Origin of the sequence: Methylorubrum podarium (genome assembly GCF_040270385.1) — a bacterium.
Lineage (GTDB): Bacteria > Pseudomonadota > Alphaproteobacteria > Rhizobiales > Beijerinckiaceae > Methylobacterium > Methylobacterium podarium.
Genome location: NZ_JBELQE010000126.1, coordinates 83725 through 103270, shown reverse-complemented (window position 1 = coordinate 103270; position 19546 = coordinate 83725). Strand labels below are relative to the sequence as shown.

The 19546-nt window shown below is 72.8% G+C and carries 16 protein-coding genes; 8 read left to right on the top strand and 8 right to left on the bottom strand.

What is annotated here, in order from left to right:
* Positions 1 to 11: 11 nt before the first annotated feature.
* Positions 12 to 740 carry a hypothetical protein gene (locus tag ABS772_RS24465; RefSeq protein WP_350397302.1) on the top strand — a complete coding sequence of 243 codons (729 nt, stop codon included), beginning with the start codon at positions 12 to 14 and terminating at the stop codon, positions 738 to 740.
* Here ABS772_RS24465 and hrpB read toward each other — a convergent pair.
* Positions 697 to 3171 (bottom strand): ATP-dependent helicase HrpB, encoded by a 2475-nt coding sequence (hrpB, locus tag ABS772_RS24460; RefSeq protein WP_350397282.1) that lies wholly within the window; start codon positions 3169 to 3171, stop codon positions 697 to 699. The genes ABS772_RS24465 and hrpB overlap by 44 nt on opposite strands.
* Before the next feature lie 408 nt (positions 3172 to 3579).
* Here hrpB and mutS point away from each other — a divergent pair, with 408 nt between their 5' ends.
* Entirely contained in the window at positions 3580 to 6231 is a 2652-nt protein-coding gene (gene mutS, locus ABS772_RS24455; RefSeq protein ID WP_407943018.1) for a DNA mismatch repair protein MutS, read from the top strand.
* A gap of 181 nt (positions 6232 to 6412) precedes the next feature.
* On the top strand, positions 6413 to 8530 hold the full coding sequence (locus ABS772_RS24450; RefSeq protein WP_350397280.1) for a protein-disulfide reductase DsbD family protein: 2118 nt from the start codon (positions 6413 to 6415) through the stop codon (positions 8528 to 8530).
* Positions 8531 to 8672: 142 nt separating this feature from the next.
* On the opposite strand, the gene wrbA is transcribed toward ABS772_RS24450, so the two are convergent.
* Positions 8673 to 9272, bottom strand: coding sequence for an NAD(P)H:quinone oxidoreductase (wrbA, locus tag ABS772_RS24445; RefSeq protein WP_350397279.1), 600 nt, complete (start codon positions 9270 to 9272; stop codon positions 8673 to 8675).
* 187 nt (positions 9273 to 9459) lie between these two features.
* Between wrbA and ABS772_RS24440 the strand changes: the two genes are divergently transcribed.
* The 4 genes from ABS772_RS24440 to ABS772_RS24425 all read left to right on the top strand — a co-directional run bounded on the left by ABS772_RS24440 (position 9460) and on the right by ABS772_RS24425 (position 12429).
* Positions 9460 to 10338: a LysR family transcriptional regulator gene (locus ABS772_RS24440; protein WP_350397278.1), complete on the top strand. Its 879-nt coding sequence runs from the start codon at positions 9460 to 9462 to the stop codon at positions 10336 to 10338.
* Positions 10339 to 10718: 380 nt separating this feature from the next.
* Positions 10719 to 11423, top strand: coding sequence for a DUF1013 domain-containing protein (locus ABS772_RS24435; RefSeq protein ID WP_238255469.1), 705 nt, complete (start codon positions 10719 to 10721; stop codon positions 11421 to 11423).
* Between the two features lie 118 nt (positions 11424 to 11541).
* The gene (locus tag ABS772_RS24430) at positions 11542 to 12132 is read left to right on the top strand and encodes a hypothetical protein (protein WP_350397277.1); all 591 of its coding nucleotides are present in this window, start codon (positions 11542 to 11544) and stop codon (positions 12130 to 12132) included.
* Positions 12133 to 12180: 48 nt separating this feature from the next.
* Positions 12181 to 12429 carry a type II toxin-antitoxin system ParD family antitoxin gene (locus ABS772_RS24425; protein ID WP_350397276.1) on the top strand — a complete coding sequence of 83 codons (249 nt, stop codon included), beginning with the start codon at positions 12181 to 12183 and terminating at the stop codon, positions 12427 to 12429.
* Between the two features lie 256 nt (positions 12430 to 12685).
* Here ABS772_RS24425 and ABS772_RS24420 read toward each other — a convergent pair whose 3' ends face one another.
* Complete coding sequence (locus tag ABS772_RS24420) at positions 12686 to 14161, bottom strand: MFS transporter (RefSeq protein ID WP_350397275.1); 1476 nt, start codon at positions 14159 to 14161, stop codon at positions 12686 to 12688.
* A gap of 131 nt (positions 14162 to 14292) precedes the next feature.
* On the opposite strand from ABS772_RS24420, the gene ABS772_RS24415 reads away from it, so the two are divergent.
* A complete protein-coding gene (locus tag ABS772_RS24415) occupies positions 14293 to 14583 on the top strand; it encodes a hypothetical protein (RefSeq protein ID WP_350397274.1) in 291 nt (96 codons plus the stop codon).
* Here the strand turns inward: ABS772_RS24415 and ABS772_RS24410 are convergent.
* The 5 genes from ABS772_RS24410 to ABS772_RS24390 form a co-directional block, all read right to left on the bottom strand.
* Positions 14559 to 15665: an ABC transporter permease gene (locus ABS772_RS24410; RefSeq protein WP_238256525.1), complete on the bottom strand. Its 1107-nt coding sequence runs from the start codon at positions 15663 to 15665 to the stop codon at positions 14559 to 14561. The genes ABS772_RS24415 and ABS772_RS24410 overlap by 25 nt on opposite strands.
* A complete protein-coding gene (locus ABS772_RS24405) occupies positions 15662 to 16585 on the bottom strand; it encodes an ABC transporter permease (protein WP_350397273.1) in 924 nt (307 codons plus the stop codon). Before ABS772_RS24405 ends, ABS772_RS24410 begins: the two co-directional genes overlap by 4 nt.
* Positions 16582 to 18180, bottom strand: coding sequence for a peptide ABC transporter substrate-binding protein (locus ABS772_RS24400; RefSeq protein WP_350397271.1), 1599 nt, complete (start codon positions 18178 to 18180; stop codon positions 16582 to 16584). Before ABS772_RS24400 ends, ABS772_RS24405 begins: the two co-directional genes overlap by 4 nt.
* Before the next feature lie 263 nt (positions 18181 to 18443).
* Positions 18444 to 18881, bottom strand: a complete 438-nt coding sequence (locus ABS772_RS24395) for a GlcG/HbpS family heme-binding protein (protein ID WP_350397270.1) — start codon at positions 18879 to 18881, stop codon at positions 18444 to 18446.
* Positions 18882 to 19066: 185 nt separating this feature from the next.
* Positions 19067 to 19519 carry an OsmC family protein gene (locus tag ABS772_RS24390; protein ID WP_350397269.1) on the bottom strand — a complete coding sequence of 151 codons (453 nt, stop codon included), beginning with the start codon at positions 19517 to 19519 and terminating at the stop codon, positions 19067 to 19069.
* Between the last annotated feature and the right edge of the window lie 27 nt (positions 19520 to 19546).

Here is a 19546-nt window from a genome sequence, read left to right as displayed (position 1 = left end):
AGGGGGTGGCAATGAGTCCTTCCGGCAGCGCGGCGACGGCCGATCCTCCGGTGATCGAGCAGGGCGGCAGACGGGTTCGCGGGCGCATCCCCCTGAGCCTCAAGCTCGCCTACTCGGCCTTCATGGCGGTGCTGGTCCCGGTCTACCTCACCCAGTACGGGCCCACGAACTTCCTGTATTTCTGCGACATCGCCCTTGTCCTGACCCTCGTCGGCATCTGGGCGGAGAGCGCGCTCCTCGTCTCGATCTGCGCGGTCGGCATCCTCGCGCCGCAGGCGCTCTGGGTCGTCGACTTCGCGGCGCAGGCCGCGGGCCATCCGTTGACCGGCATGACCGCCTACATGTTCAACCGCGAGACCTCGCCGTTCCTGCGGGGGCTGTCGCTGTTCCACGGCTGGCTGCCGTTCCTGCTCGTCTATCTCGTCTGGCGGCTCGGCTACGACCGCCGCGCCTGGGCCGCGTGGTCGGTGCTGGCGGTCGTCGTCCTGTTCGTCTGCTTCTTCCTGATGCCGCCGCCGCGGCCCGATCCCGGCCTGACGCCGGTCAACATCAACTATGTCTGGGGCATGAGCGACAACGCCGCCCAGACCATGATGCCGGCCTGGGCGTGGTTCACGGGCCTCGTCGTCGGCATCCCGCTGCTGATCTGCTGGCCGACCCACCGGCTCCTGATCTGGCTGATGCCCGAGGTCCGCCTCACGTCCCCCGCGGCTTCGCCCGCCGGGTCGGCGCCTCGCTGAGCGGGTCCTCCGGCCAGGGATGGCGGGGGTAGCGCCCCCGCATCTCGGAGCGCACGGCGCCCCAGGAGCCGCGCCAGAATCCCGGCAGGTCGCGGGTGATCTGGATCGGGCGGTGGGCCGGCGAGAGCAGGTGGAGCACCAGCGGCACGCGGCCCCCGCCCAGGGTCGGGTGCCGGTCGAGGCCGAACAGCTCCTGCACCCGCACCGCCAGCACCGGCTCGGGGCCCGACTCGTAATCGACCGGGATGCGCGAGCCCGTCGGCACCTCGATATGGCTCGGCGCCTCCGCCTCCAGGCGGGCGCGCAGGGTCCAGGGCAGCAGGCCCTGGAGGGCCTGGCCGAGGTCGTCGGCGGTGATCGTGCCGAGCGACGTCCGCCCGAGGATGGCCGGCGCGAGCCACGCCTCGACGGTCCCGGCCAGCGCCTCGTCGGAGAGGTCCGGCCACTCCCCGCCCTCGGCATCGTGGAGGAAGCGGACACGGGCGCGCCACTGCGCTAGGGCGGGCGTCCAGGGCAGGCGGTCGAGGCCGAGCCCGGCGATGCCGCGGGCCAGCACCTCCGCCGCCTCCGCGTCGGCGGGGACGGGCAGGGTGCGCTCGTCGAGCGTCACGGCGCCGAGACGGCGGCCCGCGCGGGCGCGCAGGGCGCGCGCCTCGCGGTCGAAGCTGATGCTGCGCACGGTGGCGATCCGGTCGGCGAACAGCGCGTCGATGGTCTCGGACGCGATCGCGGCGGCGGCGAGGATGCGGGCGGAGGCCGCGGTTCCGGTCAGGTCGGCGACGACGATAAAGGGCTCGCGGGCGAGCGGGCTCGCCGGATCGACGAGGCCGGCGCGGCCGTTGGCCATGAGGAACGCGCCGTCCCGGCCCCGCGCCCGCGCCACCCGGTCGGGATAGGCGAGCGCGAGCAGGGCACCGGGCTCGGCGAGGCGGGGATCGGGCTCGGCGGCGCCGGAGACGGCCCGCTCCGCCTGCCGCGCCCAGCCTTCCGCGAGGCGGCGCATGTCGGCGGCGCGGCCCCCGCGGTCGCGGCGGAAGCGGTCGAGGCGCTCGGCGAGGTCCGCCGCATCCCCGCCGAGCCCGCGCTCGACCAGCACGGCGGCGAGATCGGCGGCGGTGCGGGCCTCGCCGGATTCGGCGGCGCGGGCGACCATCCGGGCGAGCCGCGGCGGCAGCGGCAGGCTGCGCAGGGTCTTCCCGGTGGCGGTGAGCCGCCCGTCCGCGTCGAGGGCGCCGAGATCGGCCAGCATCGCCCGCGCCTCGGTCAGGGCCGGCGCCGGCGGCGGATCGAGGAAGGGCAGGGCGGTCGGATCGGTGACGCCCCAGGCGGCGCAGTCGAGGGTCAGCCCGGCGAGGTCGGCGGACAGGATCTCGGGCTGGGCGAAGGGTTCGAGCGCGGCGGTCGCCGCCTCCGGCCAGAGCCGCCAGCACACGCCCGGCTCGGTGCGGCCGGCGCGGCCCCGGCGCTGGTCGACCGAGGCGCGCGAGGCGCGGGTGGTGACGAGCCGTGTCATGCCGTTGCCGGGCTCGTAGAGCGGCACGCGGGCGAGCCCGGAATCGACGACGATGCGCACGCCCTGGATCGTCAGCGAGGTCTCGGCGATGGAGGTGGCCAGCACCACCTTGCGCCGCCCGGCCGCGGCGGGGGCGACCGCCCGGTCCTGCTCGCCCGGAGTCAGGGCGCCGTAGAGGGGGGCGAGGTCGGCGTCCTCGGGCAGCCGGCCCTCCAACCGCTCGGCGGTGCGGCGGATCTCCGCCTGGCCCGGCAGGAAGGCAAGCACCGAGCCGGGATCGGCCCGCAACGCCCGCAGGATCGCGGCGGCCATCGCGTCCTCGATGCGCTCGGCCGGATCGCGGTCGAGATGGCGCGTCTCGACGGGAAAGGCGCGCCCTTCCGATTCGACGACCGGCGCGTCGCCGAGGAGGCCCGCCACACGGGCGCCGTCGAGGGTGGCCGACATCGCCAGGATCCGCAGGTCCTCCCGCAGGGCGCCCTGCGCGTCGAGGGCGAAGGCCAGCCCGAGATCGGCGTCGAGGGAGCGCTCGTGGAACTCGTCGAACAGCACTGCGCCGATGCCGGTCAGTTCCGGATCGTCGAGGATCATCCGGGTGAACACGCCCTCGGTGACGACCTCGATCCGGGTGCGGGCCGAGATCTTGGAGCCGAGCCGCACCCGCAGGCCCACCGTGTCGCCGACCCGCTCGCTCAAGGTCGCGGCCATGCGCTCGGCCGCCCCGCGCGCCGCGAGCCGCCGGGGCTCCAAGAGGATGATCTTTTTCGCCCCGAGCCAGGGCTCGTCGAGGAGGGCCAGCGGCACGCGGGTGGTCTTGCCGGCGCCCGGCGGCGCCACGAGCACGGCGGAGGCGCGCTCCGACAGGGCCGCGCGCAGGGCGGGGAGGGCGGCGTCGATCGGGAGCGCGGGGGACGACATGGTCCGCGAGGTGCCGCGGTTCGCGCGCGGGCGCAACCGTCCGGACCCTCCCGAGGCCGCCCCCGGCCATCCAGGGGCTGCGCGGCGGGACCCGGATGACGCGGTCGGGGCTGACCGAACCGAGTGAGTCGGTCAGCCGACGAACGATCCTCGAAGGGGAGGCTCCCGGCGCGAATCCGGGCGGGATTCCACCGTCCTCGGGGGTCCCGGCGGGGGCGCCGCTTGCGACGGCTGGGGAGAGCGACCACTTGTCCACGGACTTCGCGACGGGCCGGCGGTGCCCGTCCGGAGCCGGGCTGCTAGCCTCTCCCCATGCCCAGCCTCAAACGTTCCCAACCCCTCGAACGGCGTGCCCAGGCGGCGGATACGGTGACCTCCTCGCCCCTCGACATCCCCGGCGCCACGCCGATGATGGCGCAGTACATCGAGATCAAGGCCGCCAATCCGGACTGCCTGCTGTTCTACCGGATGGGGGATTTCTACGAGCTGTTCTTCGAGGATGCGGAGATCGCCTCGCGGGCGCTGGGCATCGTCCTGACCAAGCGCGGCAAGCACGGCGGCGCCGACATCCCGATGTGCGGCGTGCCCCTGGAGCGGGCCGACGACTACCTGCACCGGCTGATCGCGCTCGGCCACCGCGTCGCGGTCTGCCAGCAGACCGAAGATGCGGCGGAGGCGAAGAAGCGCGGGCCCAAATCGGTGGTGCGGCGCGAGGTGATCCGCCTCGTCACGCCGGGGACGCTGACCGAGGACCGCCTGCTCGACCCGACGCGGGCCAACTTGCTGCTCGCCATCGGCCGGCGCAAGGTCTCCGACAGCCGCGAGGCCTACGGGCTCGCCGCCCTCGACATCTCCACCGGCCGCTTCTCCCTGAGCGAGGTGGACGGCGCGGAACTCGCCGCGGCGATCGCCCGGCACGAGCCGCGGGAGATCGTGCTCTCGGAGGTCATCCACGCCGACCCCGCCCTCGCCAAGCTGTGGCGCGAGACCAAGGCGGCGGTGGTGCCGCTGGCGCAGGGCGAGCTGGAGCCGGCCTCCGCCGAGCGGCGCCTGCGCGAGCAGTTCGGCGTCAAGACCCTCGACGGGTTCGGGAATTTCAGCCGGGCGGAGATCGCGGCGGCCGGGGCGGCGCTGCTCTACCTGGAGCGCACGCAGCTCGGCACCCGCGTGCCGCTCTCCGCGCCGAGCCGCGAGGCCACGGGCGCGACGCTCGCCATCGACGCGGCCACCCGCGCCAACCTCGAACTCACCCGCACCCTCTCCGGCGAGCGCAAGGGCAGCCTGCTCGACGCCGTCGACCGCACGGTCTCGGCGGGCGGCGCCCGGCTGCTCGCCGAGCACCTCGCCGGCCCGCTGACGGACCTGCGGAAGATCGCCCGGCGGCACGACGCCGTCGCCTTCCTGACCGAGGACGGGGCGCTGCGCGCGCACCTGCGCGACGCGCTGCACGCCGCCCCCGACATCGCCCGCGCGCTGTCCCGCGTCGGCCTGAACCGCGCCGGCCCGCGCGACCTCGCCGCCCTGCGCGACGGACTCGACGCCGCCGCGACGATCCATGAGCGGCTGTCGCGGGAGGACCTGCCGGACGGGCTCGCCCGCCTCGCCCGCCGCCTCGACAAGGCCGACCGGGCGCTCGCCGGGGAACTCGCCGCGGCGCTCGCCGACGACCTGCCGCTCAACCGCCGCGACGGCAATTTCGTGCGCGCGGGCTACCACGCCGAGATCGACGAGGCGCGGCTCCTCGGCCAGGACTCGCGCAAGGTCATCGCCGCGCTCCAGGCGCGCTACAGTGAGGCCACCGGCTGCCGGACGCTCCGGATCAAGCACAACAACGTGCTCGGCTACTACATCGAGGTGCCGCAGGCGGTGGGCGAGGCCTGCCTCAAGGGCCTGATGCAGGACTTCGTGCATCGCCAGACCATGGTCGACGCGATGCGCTTCACCAGCGTCGAGCTCGGCGAACTCGAATCGAAGATCGCGGGCGCCTCCGACCGGGTGCTGGCACTCGAATCCGAGGTGTTCGACCGCCTCGCTGCTCGGGTGGGCGAACAGGCGGAGGCGATCGCCGACATCGCCGAGGCGCTGTCCGGCCTCGACGTGGCGGCGAGCCACGCCGAGCTCGCGGTCGAGCTCGCCTGGACCCGGCCGATCATCGACGAGAGCCTCGCCTTCGAGATCCGCGGCGGGCGTCATCCCGTGGTGGAGGCGGCGCTGCTGAGCGCCGGCGAAGCCTTCATCGCCAACGATTGCGACCTGTCGGGGGACGAGGCCGGGCGCATCCGCCTCGTCACCGGCCCGAACATGGGCGGCAAGTCGACCTTCCTGCGCCAGAACGCGCTGATCGCCGTGCTGGCGCAGATGGGCGCCTTCGTGCCGGCGAACGAGGTCCGGCTCGGCGTGGTCGATCGCCTGTTCTCCCGCGTCGGCGCGGCCGACGACCTCGCGCGGGGCCACTCGACCTTCATGGTCGAGATGGTCGAGACCGCGGCGATCCTCAATCAGGCGACCCGCCGCTCGCTGGTGGTGCTCGACGAGATCGGCCGCGGCACTGCGACCTTCGACGGCCTGTCCATCGCCTGGGCCTGCCTGGAGCACCTGCACGAGAAGAACGGCTGCCGGGCGCTGTTCGCCACCCATTTCCACGAGCTGACGGCGCTGAGCCAGCGCCTGCCGCGGCTCGACAACGCGACGCTGAAGGTCGCCGAGGATCGCGGCGAGGTGGTGTTCCTGCACGAGGTGGTGCCGGGCGTGGCCGAGCGGTCCTACGGCCTGCAGGTCGCCCGCCTCGCCGGCCTGCCGCCGAGCGTGGTGGCGCGGGCCGGCGCGATCCTGAAAGGGCTCGAAAGCTCCGAGCGCGAGCGCCCCGCCCGCCGCAAGATCGAGGACCTGCCGCTCTTCGCGAGCCTGTCGGCCGCGCCGCCGCCCCCGCCGGAGCCGGCCAAGCCCCCACCGGACGACCGGCTCGGCCGGCTGATCGACGGCCTCGACCCCGACGCGCTGACCCCGCGCGAGGCGCTCGACGCGCTCTATCGCCTCAAGAAGGAGCGGGCCGCGGGGTAAGCGCGGTTCGAGGCCGCGGGGCCGCGCGGCTCACGGGGCGGCCGAGGTCTGCTATAGAGCGTGCGCCGATGCCGGCCGCTCCGGCCCGGCCGTCGTCTCTCCCCGTCGCGGTCCCGGCTTCGCCCGGGATCGGACCATCGTCGTGGGAGGACGAGGCGCCGGGCCGCTCGGAAACAGATCGATGCTCCGTCTCCTCCTCGCCCTCCTCCTGACGCTCGCCGCCCCCGGTCTCGCCGGGGCGCAGGGGGCGATGACGGCAGTGAAGGCCAAGGATCTCGTGCGGGCCCAGCTCGTGGCCGAGAGCGAGGCGCTGGTGGCCGGCCGCACGGTGACGCTCGGCCTGCACATGGCGATGAAGCCGGGCTGGCACGTCTACTGGCGCAATCCCGGCGATTCCGGCCTGCACCCGGAAATGGCGTGGCGCCTGCCCGAGGGCTTCTCGGTCGGCCCGGTGCAGTGGCCCGTCCCGGAGCGGATCCCGGTCCAGACCCTGATGAATTTCGGCTACGAGGGCGCCGTCACCCTGCTGGTGCCGCTCAAGGTTCCCGAGAGCGCCAAGGCCGGCGAGACCGCGCGGCTGGCCGGCACGCTCTCCTACCTCGTCTGCGAGGAGATCTGCATTCCGGGCTCGGCGGAGCTGAGCCTCGATCTGCCGGTGGCGGCCTCCGCCGAGCCGGCCTCGGGACAGGCCGCGCTCTTCGCCCGCGCCCGCGCCGCCCTGCCGGAGGCGGCGCCCGGACCGTATCGCACCACCCGCGCGGGCGACCGCCTCGTGCTGCATCTCGACCGGGCCGATCTCGCCGGCGTGACCGGGGCCGCCTTCTTCCCCTATGCCGAGGGCGCGCTCGACAACGCCGCCCCGCAGGATCTCGCCGTCGATGCCGCCGGCCTGCACCTCACCCTGACGCCGGGGGAGGCGGGGCCATCCTCCGAGGCGCTCGCCGGCGTGCTCGCCCTCACCGCGGACGGCGCGCGCCGCGCCTACGCCCTCGGCCCGGAACCGGTGCCCGCGCCGACGGCGGCCGTCCCCGCGGCGCCCGAGGCGCCGCCCGCGCCGGCGGAGGAGAGCCTGACGCTGTGGAGCGCCGCCGGGCTGGCCCTCGTCGGCGGGCTCCTGCTCAACCTGATGCCCTGCGTCTTCCCGGTCCTGTCGATCAAGGTCCTGAGCCTCGTGCGGCAGGCGGGCGAATCCGCCACCCGCGTGCGGCTGCACGGGCTCGCCTACACACTGGGCGTGCTCGCGAGCTTCCTCGGTCTCGCCGGCCTCCTGATCGCGCTGAAGGCGGGGGGCGCCGGGATCGGCTGGGGCTTCCAGCTCCAGTCGCCGGTGGTGGTGGCGTTGCTGGCCTACGGGCTGTTCGCCATGGGCCTCAGCCTGTCGGGCGTGGTGCATCTCGGCGGCGGGATCGTCGGGCTCGGCGACGGCCTGACCCGGCGGGCCGGCTACCAGGGCTCGTTCTTCACCGGCGTGCTGGCGACCCTGGTCGCGACTCCCTGCACGGCACCGTTCATGGGCGCGGCGGTGGGCTTCGCCCTGACGCAGTCGCCGCTCGCCGCGCTCACCGTCTTCGCGAGCCTCGGCCTCGGCCTCGCCCTGCCGTTCCTCTGCCTCACCGTGTTTCCGCGGGCCCTGCGCCTGCTGCCCCGCCCCGGCGCCTGGATGGACGTGCTGAAGGGCGCGCTCGCCTTCCCCGTCTACGCCACGGTGGCGTGGCTGATCTGGGTGCTCGCCCAGCAGGTCGGCCCCAACGGGCTCCTCGCCGGGCTGACCGGCCTCGTGCTCGTCGCGCTCGCCGCCTGGGCCTGGGAGCGGGCGCGCGGCGCCGGACCGCTCGGCACCGGCGTGAGCCGCGTCGCGGCCATCGCGGCGCTCGTCGCGGCCCTCGGCCTCGTCGCCGTCCTCGACGGCGACCGCGCCGCCGCGCGGGGCACCGCCCTGGCCCAGGGCGAGGAGGCCTTCACGCAGGCCCGCCTCGACGCGCTCCGGGCGGAGGGCCGCACGGTGTTCGTGGACATGACGGCGGCGTGGTGCATCACCTGCCAGGTCAACGAGCGCACGGTGCTCGCCCGCGCGGGCGTCCAGGCGGCGTTCCGGGCGGGGCAGGTGGCCTATCTCAAGGGCGACTGGACCAACCAGAACCCGGAGATCACCCGCCTCCTCGAGCATCACGGCCGCAGCGGCGTGCCGCTCTACCTCGTCTATCGCGGGACGGGCGCGGCGCAGGTGCTGCCGCAGATCCTGACCGAGGGGATCGTGCTCGCGGCGATCGGCAAAGGGGACGTCGCGGCGGCGCAGTAGGGCCTCTCCTCCCCCTGTGGGGAGGAGCAGGCGGTGGGCGTGGTTCAGGATGCGGCTGGGCGGTGCCTTCCGCACCAACCCCACCCCGAACCCCTCCCCACCGATCTCAGGCAAGCCCGAGATCGGTGGGGAAGGACGATCGTCAGCCCGCGAGCTTGGCCGCGATGCCGGCCACGTGGCGGCCCTGGAACCGGGCGCCGTCGAGCTCGACCGGGGAGGGCTGGCGCGAGCCGTCGCCGTCGGCGATCGTGGTGGCGCCGTAGGGCGTGTTGCCCTTCACCTGCTCGACGCCGTTCTGGCCCGCGAAGCTGTAGGGCAGGCCCACCACCACCATGCCGTGGTGGAACATCACCGTGTGGAAGCTCGTCAGCGTGGTCTCCTGGCCGCCGTGCTGCGAGGCGGTCGAGGTGAAGGCCGAGCCGACCTTGCCGACGAGCGCGCCCCGGGCCCACAGGCCGCCGGTCTGGTCGATGAATTGCTTCATCTGCGAGGCCATGTTGCCGTAGCGGGTCGGCGTGCCGAAGATGATCGCGTCGTACTCGGCCAGTTCCTCGACGGTGGCGATCGGCGCCTCCTGGTCGAGCTTGTAGTGGAACTGCTGGGCCACCTCGTCCGGCACCAGTTCCGGCACGCGCTTGACCGCGACCTCGGCCCCGGCCTCGCGGGCGCCCTCGGCCACGGCCCGCGCCATCTGCTCCACATGGCCCCAGGACGAGTAGTAGAGCACCAGAACCTTCGCCATCGTCGTCTCTCCTGTTCGCGGACCCGGCGCGTCCTCCCGAAAGCGCGTGTTCGCTTTCAGACGGTGGACGACGCGCGCATGACGGCCCGAGCGTCGAATGCACGGGTGAGTATGAGGGTTCGCGCTGTTTGCAGAAACGCCCTGCCGTGCAAAATCACGCTTGCAAACTTGCAAGACGGAGGGCGCGGTGCCGGTGGCCTGGGACGAATTCCGCCTCGTGCGCGCGATCGCCGAGCGGGGGGCGCTGGCCCCGGCCGCGGCGCATCTCGGCATCAACCCCTCGACCGCCTTCCGGCGCCTCGCCGCGGTGGAGGCGGGGCTCGGCACGCGCCTGTTCGAGCGCCACCGCTCCGGCTACGTGCCGACGCCCGCGGGCGAGGCGATGGCCGCGGCGGCGGGGCGGATGGAGGAGGAGGTCGCGCGCTTCGACCGGGAGGTCGCCGACCGTGCGCTGACGCCCTCGGGCCTGCTGCGCGTGACCGCCGCGGCGACGCTGGTGACCGATCTGCTGATGCCGATGCTCGGCCGCTTCCGGGCGCGCTATCCGAAGGTGCAGCTCGAACTCATCGTCTCCGAGGACGCGCTGAACCTGTCCCGCCGCGACGCGGACGTGGCGCTCCGGGCCACCCGCGACCCGCCGCCCAACCTCGTCGGGCGCCGGCTCGCCACCATCGCCTGGGCGGTCTACGGCCCGGTGGACGGGCCGGGCGATCCCGCCGACGCGTGCTGGGTCACGCCGAGCGAGGCGGTGGCCGGCGGCCAGTTCGCCCGCTTCGTCGCCGCCCGCGCCGGGCCGGAGCGGGTAGCGCTTCGCCTCAACACCGTGCAGGGCCTGTGCGAGGCGATCAGCGAGGGCGTCGGCATCGGCCCGCTGCCCTGCTCCCGCGGCGACCGGATCGCGGGCCTGCGCCGCCTCTCGGGGCCGGAGCCGGAACTGGCCGGCTCGCTCTGGCTTCTGACCCATCCGGACCTGCGCCACGCGGCGCGGGTGCGCGCCTTCATGGATCACGTCGTCGCCGAGGTCGCGCCGCTGCGGCCCGCCCTGGAAGGGCGATCGATCCGTTGATCCGGGCCCAGGGCAATCGCCTGAAAGCGATTGCCCTGGTTCATGCCGGCCTCAATCGCCAGCGCCCGCCTCCGCGGGCTCAGGCTGTCGCTCCGCTCGGTGCATGTCAGGACCGAAATCCTGAAATGCCCGCTCCGCGCGGCGCTCTTGGTCGTGCCCCTTGGCGCCGCGAAGCTGCCAAAGCAGCTTCGAGCGATTGCCCTGCTTCGCGCCCGAACCAGATTGCGCAACGGCCGGTCCCGCCTGTATAAGCGGCAATCCCCTCATTCATCGCGACATGGGATCCTTCGGGCCTGACCGGGCCGGAGGCCGCGGGGAAGCCTTTCCGGCATCCCGCCCGTTTCCCTGCCGCGACCCCTGATCGCCTGGAGCTTTGTCCGATGTCCCAAGGTCCGCTGATGCCCAAGGCGACCGCCGTGTGGCTCGTCGAGAACACCTCGCTCGCCTTCGAGCAGATCGCCGACTTCTGCAAGCTGCACCCGCTCGAGGTGAAGGGCATCGCCGACGGCGAGGTCGCCGCCGGCATCAAGGGCCTCGACCCGATCACCACGGGCCAGCTCACCCGCGACGAGATCGAGAAGGCGCAGAAGTCGCCCAACTACCGGCTCAAGGTCGCGGTCTCGAAGGTAAAGCTGCCCGAGGTCAAGCGCACCACCAAGGGTCCGCGCTACACGCCGCTGTCGCGCCGCCAGGACCGGCCGAACGCGATCCTCTGGCTGATCCGCAACCATCCCGAGTTGAAGGACGCGCAGATCATCCGGTTGGTGGGCACCACCAAGGCGACGATCCAGCAGATCCGCGAGCGGACCCACTGGAACTCCGCCGCGCTCCAGCCGATGGACCCGGTGACGCTGGGTCTCTGCTCGCAGATCGACCTCGACTTCGAGGTCCAGCGCGCCGCCAAGGACCGCCCCGCCGTGCTGCCGACGGATGGCGGCGCCAAGCTCCTGCCGACCGAGGTCTCGACCGCCCCGGCCGCCGAGGAGCGGGAGGAGGAGCGCGAGGAGGAGGATCTCAACGCCGATGCGGTCTTCGCCAAGCTCAAGGGCATGAGCCGCATCGACGAGGACGACGACGAGGACTGATTTTCCGCCGCACGGCGGCCCGCCGCCCGCGAAAGAAAATTCTCGCCCGCCCGACCTATATGCGGAATAATGCCGTTGGGTCGCTCCCGCGGAGCGGCGGCAGGCGCGAGGACGTGGCATGATCCACGGTGGCGTGACCGAGAGTGGCTCGGACCCCGGCCGCTTGGCCGAGGGCGGCGTGACCGGCCCCGGCCTGCCCTCCGGGTCCGCGGGCGCGCTCGACGCGCGGGCCCCCGCGTCCCCGCCCGGCGAGCCGGTGACGCTCGCCGAATCCCTGATGCGCGAGGCCGGCTGGGGACCGGAGAATTTCGGGACCGAGGGTCCGAACCCGCCCTACCTGCGCATCGGCGGCAAGATGTGGATGACGCTGACGGGGTTCGAGCCCTGCTTCGCCTCGTTCCACCGCGACCGCGGCCCGTTCCGCTCGAAGGTCGCGATCGCCGACCACCTCGCCAAGTACGACGCGATCATGGTCGATCCCCTCGCCTTCGAGGAATGCTTCGGCCCCGGCGAGGGCACCGAGACGGTGTTCCCGTTCGGCGCGTGGCTGGACATCCGCGACGTCGGCTTCGGCGGGCTGGAGCTATGGGGCAAGCGCCAGGGTACCGTGACCCTGCCGCTCGATGCGCTCGCCACGGCCTCGGCGATCTGGCTGCGGCGGACGGCTCGGCGCGGAGAGCCGGACGCGGCCTCGACAAGGATCGGCTGATCCGTTCCACGCGTTTTCTGTTATCCTCAGCTGAGTGAGGAGGGCGGCATGAACGTTTCCGTGGGCGATCGCTGGGAAGGCTTCATCGAGCAGGTCGTGCGCGAAGGTCGTTACGCCTCTGCCGGCGACGTCGTGCGCGAAGGGCTACGGCTGGTCCAGGAACGGGAAACGCGCCTCGGTGCTCTTCGGGAGACGCTCGCCGCATCCATGGCCGCCGGAGGAGAGATGACCGAGGACGAGATCGACGCCGCGCTCGCGGCCGGGAGCGCGCAGCTTGAAGAAAGCTTCCGATCTTGAACGTCATCCGTTTGATCGCTTCGGCTTCTCCCTCCGTCATTGCGAGGCGAAGCCGTGGCAATCCAGGGCGCGACATCTCCGAAAAGGTCGCGCCCTGGATCGCTTCGGCTTCGCCTCGCGATGACGGAGTGTGACGAAACCCGAGGGGATTCACCGGAAACCGTATGATGCCACATGGAGCCGCGCATCACGGGTCGATCCCGGGTTCCGCTGCGCGGCCCTGGGATGACGGGAAGCGGCTCCAAAGAATCGAGTCTTACGCCGAGGCCAGCGGCTTCGACACGTCCTCCAGGGACTTGCCCTCGGCCGCCGTGCCCCAGATCCAGCCGACGACCGCCGCCACCGCCATCAGGCCGGCGCCGATGAGGTAGCCGACCAGCACGAGGTCGCGGGAGCCGGTCTCGACCAGGGTGCCGAACAGGAGCGGGCCCGAGACGCCGCCGATGCCGGTGCCGATGGCGTAGAAGGCCGCGATCGCCAGCGCCCGGATCTCCAGGGGAAACGTCTCCGCGACCGTCAGGTAGGCGGAGCTCGCGGCGGCCGAGGCGAAGAAGAACACCCCCATCCAGGCCGCGGTCTGGCCCACGGGACCGAGCAGGTCGGCGCGGAAGACGAAGCCGACGACGGCGAGCAGCACCGCCGAGATACCGTAGGTGAAGCCGATCATCGGGCGCCGGCCCACGGTGTCGAACAGCCGCCCCAGCACCAGCGGACCGAGGAACGACCCGAGGGCGAAGGGCAGCAGGTACCAGCCGACGTCGCCGCCCGGCACGTCGTAGAAGCGCTCCAGCACCAGCGCGTAGGTGAAGAACAGGGCGTTGTAGAAGAAGGCCTGCGAGATCATCAGCGCCAGCCCGACCATGGTCTGGCGGCGGCTCGTGACGAACATCGCCTGCGCCACCTCGGAGAGCGGCGTGTGGCTGCGGACCTTGAGCTTGAGGCGCCGCGACGCGTCCGGCGGGGGCAGGGTTATCCCATCGTCGGTGAAGCGCTTCTCGATGCCCGTCACCACCCGGTCGGCCTCCGCGGCGTAGCCGTGGGTGACGAGCCAGCGCGGGCTCTCGGGGATCCAGGTGCGCAGGAGCAGGATGACGAGGCCGATGCCGCCGCCGACGAAGAAGGCGATGCGCCAGCCCCAGGCCGGGTCGATCCATTCCGGGCGCAGCAGCGCGATCGACAGGAAGGAGCCGAGCGCCGCGCCGATCCAGAACGAGCCGTTGATGACGAGGTCGGTCCAGCCGCGCACGCGGGCCGGGATCAGTTCCTGGATGGTCGAGTTGATCGCGGTGTACTCGCCGCCGATGCCGGCTCCGGTGAGGAAGCGGAACAGGCAGAAGCTCCAGATATTCCACGACAGGCCCGTGGCCGCGGTGGCCATGAGGTAGAGGGCGAGCGTGATGAAGAACAGCTTCTTGCGCCCGATCCGGTCGGTGAGCCAGCCGAAGCCGACCGCGCCGACGACGGCGCCGACGAGGTAGGAACTCGCCGCCAAGCCGACGTCGAACTCGGTGAACGCCATCGGCTCCTTGCGCAGCGCCCCGACCAGGGCGCCCGCCAGCGTCACTTCGAGCCCGTCGAGCACCCAGGTGATGCCGAGCGCGACGATGACCAGGGTGTGGAAACGGCCGAAGGGCAGGCGGTCGAGCCGGGCGGAGATGTCGGTGTCGATGACCGTGCCGGCCGCGACGCGCTCGGGCGCAGTCCCGGCCTGACCTTCCGCTCGGCTCGTCATTGCCCCTCCGTTTACCCTGACTCGGTAAAAGTGTTCGCAAGTCCCACCCGGCGGCGGCCGGCGGGCAGGGCTTATCGGCGTTCGGAAACGCTTCAGGTTGTGGAATGGCCCCATTCGCCGGGCCACCCGCCATGACTTTTTTCGCGCACCGCACCGTCAGGATCCTGCTTCCCCCGCTTGCCGCCGGGCTCGCCTCCATGGGGGCCGTCATCGCGGTCTCCACCCTGGCGAGCGCGGGCGGCGCCGAGCGCTGGGCCCTGCGCCCCAAGGCGCCGCCCGCACCGGCCGCGTCGGAGCCCGCTCCGGTCGAGCCCGCACCCGCCCTGCGCGGATCGAAGGCCATCCCCGTGTCGGAGCTGCCCGGCGAGCGGCGCACGGTGCGCATCGTCTACCAGGGCTACCTGCCGGCCGAGTCCCGCTGAAAACGCGGATCGAGCGCCTCGCCGAGCCCGTCGCCGAGCCGGTTGAGCGCCACCAGGGTGACGACGAGGAAGCCGGCCGGCGCGGCGAGCATCCACGGCGCGGATTCGAGCGCGCGGGCGCCTTCCGCGATCAGCACGCCCCAGGAGGTGGCGGGCTCCTGCACGCCGAGGCCGAGGAAGGACAGGAAGCTCTCCAGCAGGATCACCCGCGGCACCAGCAGGGTCGCCGCCGCGATGATCGGCCCGAGCGTGTTCGGCACGATGTGGCGCACGAGGATCGTGCCCGTCCCCGCCCCCAGGGCGGCGGCGGCGCGGACGAAGTCGCGCCCCTTCAGGCTGAGCGTCTGAGTGCGGACGATGCGGGCCATGTCGAGCCACTCGACCGCCGCCACCGCGACCAGCACCAGCCACAGCCCGGCGCGGAAGAACACCAGCAGCATGATGACGAAGAACACGAAGGGCAGGGCGTAGAGGATGTCGAGGAGGCGCATCATCAGCGCATCGACCGCTCCCCCGGCCATGCCGGAGACCGCGCCGTAGGCGACGCCGATCAGCAGGGCGGCGAGCGCCGCGGTGAGCCCGATCAGCAGGGAGACCCGCCCCGCGACGAGGCAGCGGGTGAGGAGGTCGCGCCCCAGCGCGTCGGTGCCGAGGAGGAAGGTGAGTTTTCGGACCGGCACCTCGATGACGAGCCGGCTTCCGTCCGCGGACCGCTCCAGCACCGTGGGCTCGCCGAACAGGCCGGAGCGGGGCAGCAGGCGGAGGGAGCGCAGGTCGATCGGCTTTGCTGCCGACAGGGTCAGCCGCACCCGGTCGCCCTCCCGGGTCACATCCTCCAGCGCGACCCGCATGCGGAAGGCGAGGCGTTGGAGCGCCGGGCGCACCTCGTCGGGCCGCGGATGGGCGGAAAGGCTCGGGGCGACCCGGACGAAATCCGGAAAGATCCGCTCGGGCGCGTGCCCGGTCAGGAACGGGCCGATCAGGCAGGCCAGCGCGACCAGCACGAGGCTCGCCAGCGCCGCGAGCGCCGGGCGGTCGCGGGCGAGGCGTCGGCGGGCGAGGCCGGCGAGCGCGAGGCTCATGCGGAGAGCCTCACCCGCGGATCGAGGGCGGCGGCGACAAGGTCGGCGATCAGGTTGAAGGCGATGACCAGCACCGCCACCAGCACCACGGTGCCCATCACCAGGGTGTAGTCGCGGTTGAGCGCGCCCTCGACGAAGTAGCGGCCGATCCCGGGCAGGCCGAAGATGGTCTCGACCACCACCGAGCCGGTCATCAGCCCCGCCGCCAGCGGCCCCAGCGTCGCGACCACGGGGAGCAGCGCCCCGCGCAGGGCGTGCCGGGCGACGCGGGCGGGCGAGAGCCCCATGGCGCGCTGCGTGCGGATATGCGGCTGGATCAGCACCTCGCCGAGCGAGGCGCGGGTGAGCCGGGCGATGCCCGCCGCGTGGGGCAGGGCGAGCGTGAGGACGGGCAGGACGAGGTTGCGCGGATTCCCGTCCGCCCAGCCGCCGACGGGGAGCCAGGCCAGCCCGAGGCCGAACACGATCTGGAGCAGGGGCGCGGTGACGAAGTTCGGCACCGCGAGCCCGAGGGAGGCGGCGAGCCCCACCAGCCGGTCGGCGGCCCCGCCGCGATGGAACGCGGCGAGGCTTCCCAGTGCCAGCCCCAGGGTCAGCGCGAGGACGAGGGCGAGGCCGCCCAGCGTCGCCGAGACCGGCAGGCCGCGGGCGAACAGGTCGGTGACAGTGAGGTCGCGGAAGGTGAAGGAGGGGCCGAGATCGCCCCGCAGCAGGCTCAGGAGGTAGCGCCCGAACTGCACGATGAGCGGCTGGTCGAGGCCGTAGACCCGGCGCAGGTTCTCCATCGCCGCCGGCGGCAGCGGCCGCTCCAGGTCGAACGGGCCGCCGGGCGCCAGCCGGATCAGGAAGAAGCTGCCGGCCACGACCAGGAACAGGGTCGGCAGGCTCTGCGCGATCCGGCGGGCGACGAGGGCGATCACGGATCGAGCCGGAGGTAGCGGGTGGGGGCGACGTTGCGGATGTTGGGGTGCATCCCGTGCAGGCGCGGCGAAACGAGCGCCTTCGAGCGGTAGTGCAGCAGCGGCACCCAGGGCAGTTCGTCGAGCACGATGGTTTCCGCCTCGAACAGCATCCGCGCGCGGGCCTGCACGTCGCGCTCCCCTGCGGCTTGCGTCAGCAGACCGTCGAAGCGCGCGTTCGACCAGCGTCCTGCGTTGAAGCCGTCATTGCCGGTGCGGAGCAGAAACAAGAAATTCTGCGGGTCGGAATAGTCGGCGATCCAGGACATCCGGGCGAGGTCGAAGGCGCCGCCGTCGCGCAGGTAGGCGAAGTGGGTCTTGGCATCGGTGGAGACGAAGCGGGTGACGACGCCGATGCCGCGCCACGCATCCGCCAGCGCGATCGCGGTGTTGCGGTTGTTGTCGGTGACGTTGAAGCGGTACTCGACGGTGACCGGATTGCCCGGCCCGTAACCGGCCTGCGCCAGCAGCCGCAAAGCCTCCTCCTCGCGGTCGATCGGCCCGTCGTCGCGCCCCGGCAGGAGCGGGGGCGGCAGGGCGTTGTCGAGGCCCGGCGGGCAGAACGAGTAGGCCGGGGCCATGGTCTGGCCCCAGACGATCTCGGCGAGGAACTCCCGGTCGATGGCGAGCGAGAGGGCGCGGCGCACCCGCGCGTCGTCGAAGGGTTTCTTGCGCAGGTTGAAGGCGATGGCGAGCAGGCCGAGCCCCGGCCCGAGCTGCACCTGCGCGCCGAACCGGCTCTTGAGCGAGGCGATCTGGTCGGCGGGCAGATCGGAGAGGGAATCGATCTCACGCCCCGCGTAGCGCCGCACCGCCGCGGCGAGGTCGGGGGTCGGGACGACATCGACCCGCTCGATCGGGATCCGGGCGGCGTCGCGGTGATGCGCGTTCTTGATCAGCGTGATGCGGTCGTTCGGCACCCAATCGACCAGGGCGTAGGGGCCGTTCGAGACGAGGTTGCCGGGTTTGGCGAAGGCGTCGCCCCAGCGCTCCAGCGAGGGGCGGTGGACCGGCAGCGAGGTCTGGTGGGTCAGGAGTTCGAGGAGATAGGGCACCGGCTCGGCGAGCGCGATCTCCAGGGTGCCGGGATCGGGGGCCGCCGCCCCCAGGGTCTCCGGCGGCGCCTCGCCCGCGTTGACGGCGGCGGCCCCGCGGATCGGGAACAGCACCTCGGCGTATTTCGCCGCCGTCTTCGGGTCGAGGATGCGACGCAGGGAGAACAGGAAGTCGTCCGCCGTCACGGCCTCGCCGTTCGACCAGCGCCCGTCGGGGCGGAGACGGAAGCGGTAGGTGAGGCGGTCGTCGGAGACGGTCCAGCTCTCGGCCATGCCGGGGATGATGGCGCCGTAGTTGTCGTAGGTCAGCAGCCCCTCGAACAGGTCGCGCAGGATATGCGCCTCGGCGACCGTCGAGGTCTTGTGCGGATCGAGCGTCTCCGGGTCGGCGTCGTTGCCCCGGCGGTAGCCCGGGGAGGCCGCCCGCGCGGGGGCGGGCAGGGCGAGCCCGGCGGCCAAAGCCGCGCCGCCGTGCAGGACGGTGCGCCTGGGGAGGGTCATGGGACGGGCCGCGCTCGGACGGCCGATTCACCCCCCTCTCCCCGCCCGCGGGGAGAGGGCCGCGTCTCCCCCTCGTCGGGGAGCGCGGCGAGGCGGCAGCCGACGGTGAGGGGGCGTGTCCGAAGGAACCTCATCCGGGGATACCCCCTCACCCCCGCTCCGACTTCGCTTCCGCCCTGCACGACAGGGTGCAAGGCGGCCTCTCCCCGCCCGGCGGGGAGAGGGGGGTTGCGGCGTTCACGTCGAAGAGACACCAGAGCCTCTCAAGCCCCCGTCTCCCCCTTGAGCCCGGCCGCCTCGATGCCGGCCAGCGCGCAGATCTCGTCGTTGTCGGAGGTGTCGCCGGAGATGCCGACCGCGCCGAGCAGGCGGCCGTCATGGTCCCGGATCAGCACGCCGCCGGGCACCGGCACCAGGGCGTCCGGGCCGACGAGGTGGCTCACGGCGGCCACGAAATGCGGCTGCTCCTCCGCCCGCTTGGCGATCGCCCGCGAGCCGAGGCCGAGCGCCAGCGCGCCGTTGGCCTTGCCGCGGGCGACGTCCGCCCGGCGCAGGGAGGTGCCGTCCTCGGCGGCCAGGCACTTGAGGGCGCCGCGGGCGTCGTAGACGACCACCGCCAGCGGCTTGAGATTTCTCTCGCGGGCGGTCTTCAGGGCGGTTGCCACGAGGGTCTGGGCGGCGGCGAGCGTCAGGTCGGTCATTCGAATGTCCTCTCGTCTAGACCATCGTCCCGGATATCGGATCCGGGACGATGGTCTAGGTCTTTGATGTTGCATCGTCTTTTTTCCGAAAGCCGGCAACCACCTTTCGGGACGATGCTCAATCCTCGAAGGAAGGCGTCGTCGAGGACATGCACCGGCAGGGCCGGTTTCGCCAAGCACCGGCCTCAGGCGATCGTCACCGCGGTGCGCACCGAATTGGCGATGAAGCAGGTCTCGTGGGCTTGCGTGTGGAGCGCGGCGAGCCGCTCCGCATCGGGGCTCTCGCCCGCCCACTCGATACGCGGGCGCAGCACCACCCGCGTCACCGCCTGCCGGCCGGGGGCGATCTCCGCCATCGTGCCCTCGGCGTGGTCGCGGTAGGCGCAGGCGGAAAAACCGGCGAGCCGGGCGACGTGGAGGAAGCTCAGCATGTGGCAGGTGGAAAGCGCCGCCACCAGCATCTCCTCGGGATCGACCGCCGCCTCCACCGCCCACTTGCCGACGACGTGCGGCGAGGCCGAGCCCGCGAGTTCGACGCCGCCGTCGAAGCGCACGGTGTGGCCGCGGCTGTAGCGCCCGGCCAAAAAATCCTCGCCCGCGGCGAGCGCCCAGCGGACATCCGCGGTGTAGGTCGCCATGTGTCGCCTCCCGAACCGTCGCCTCCC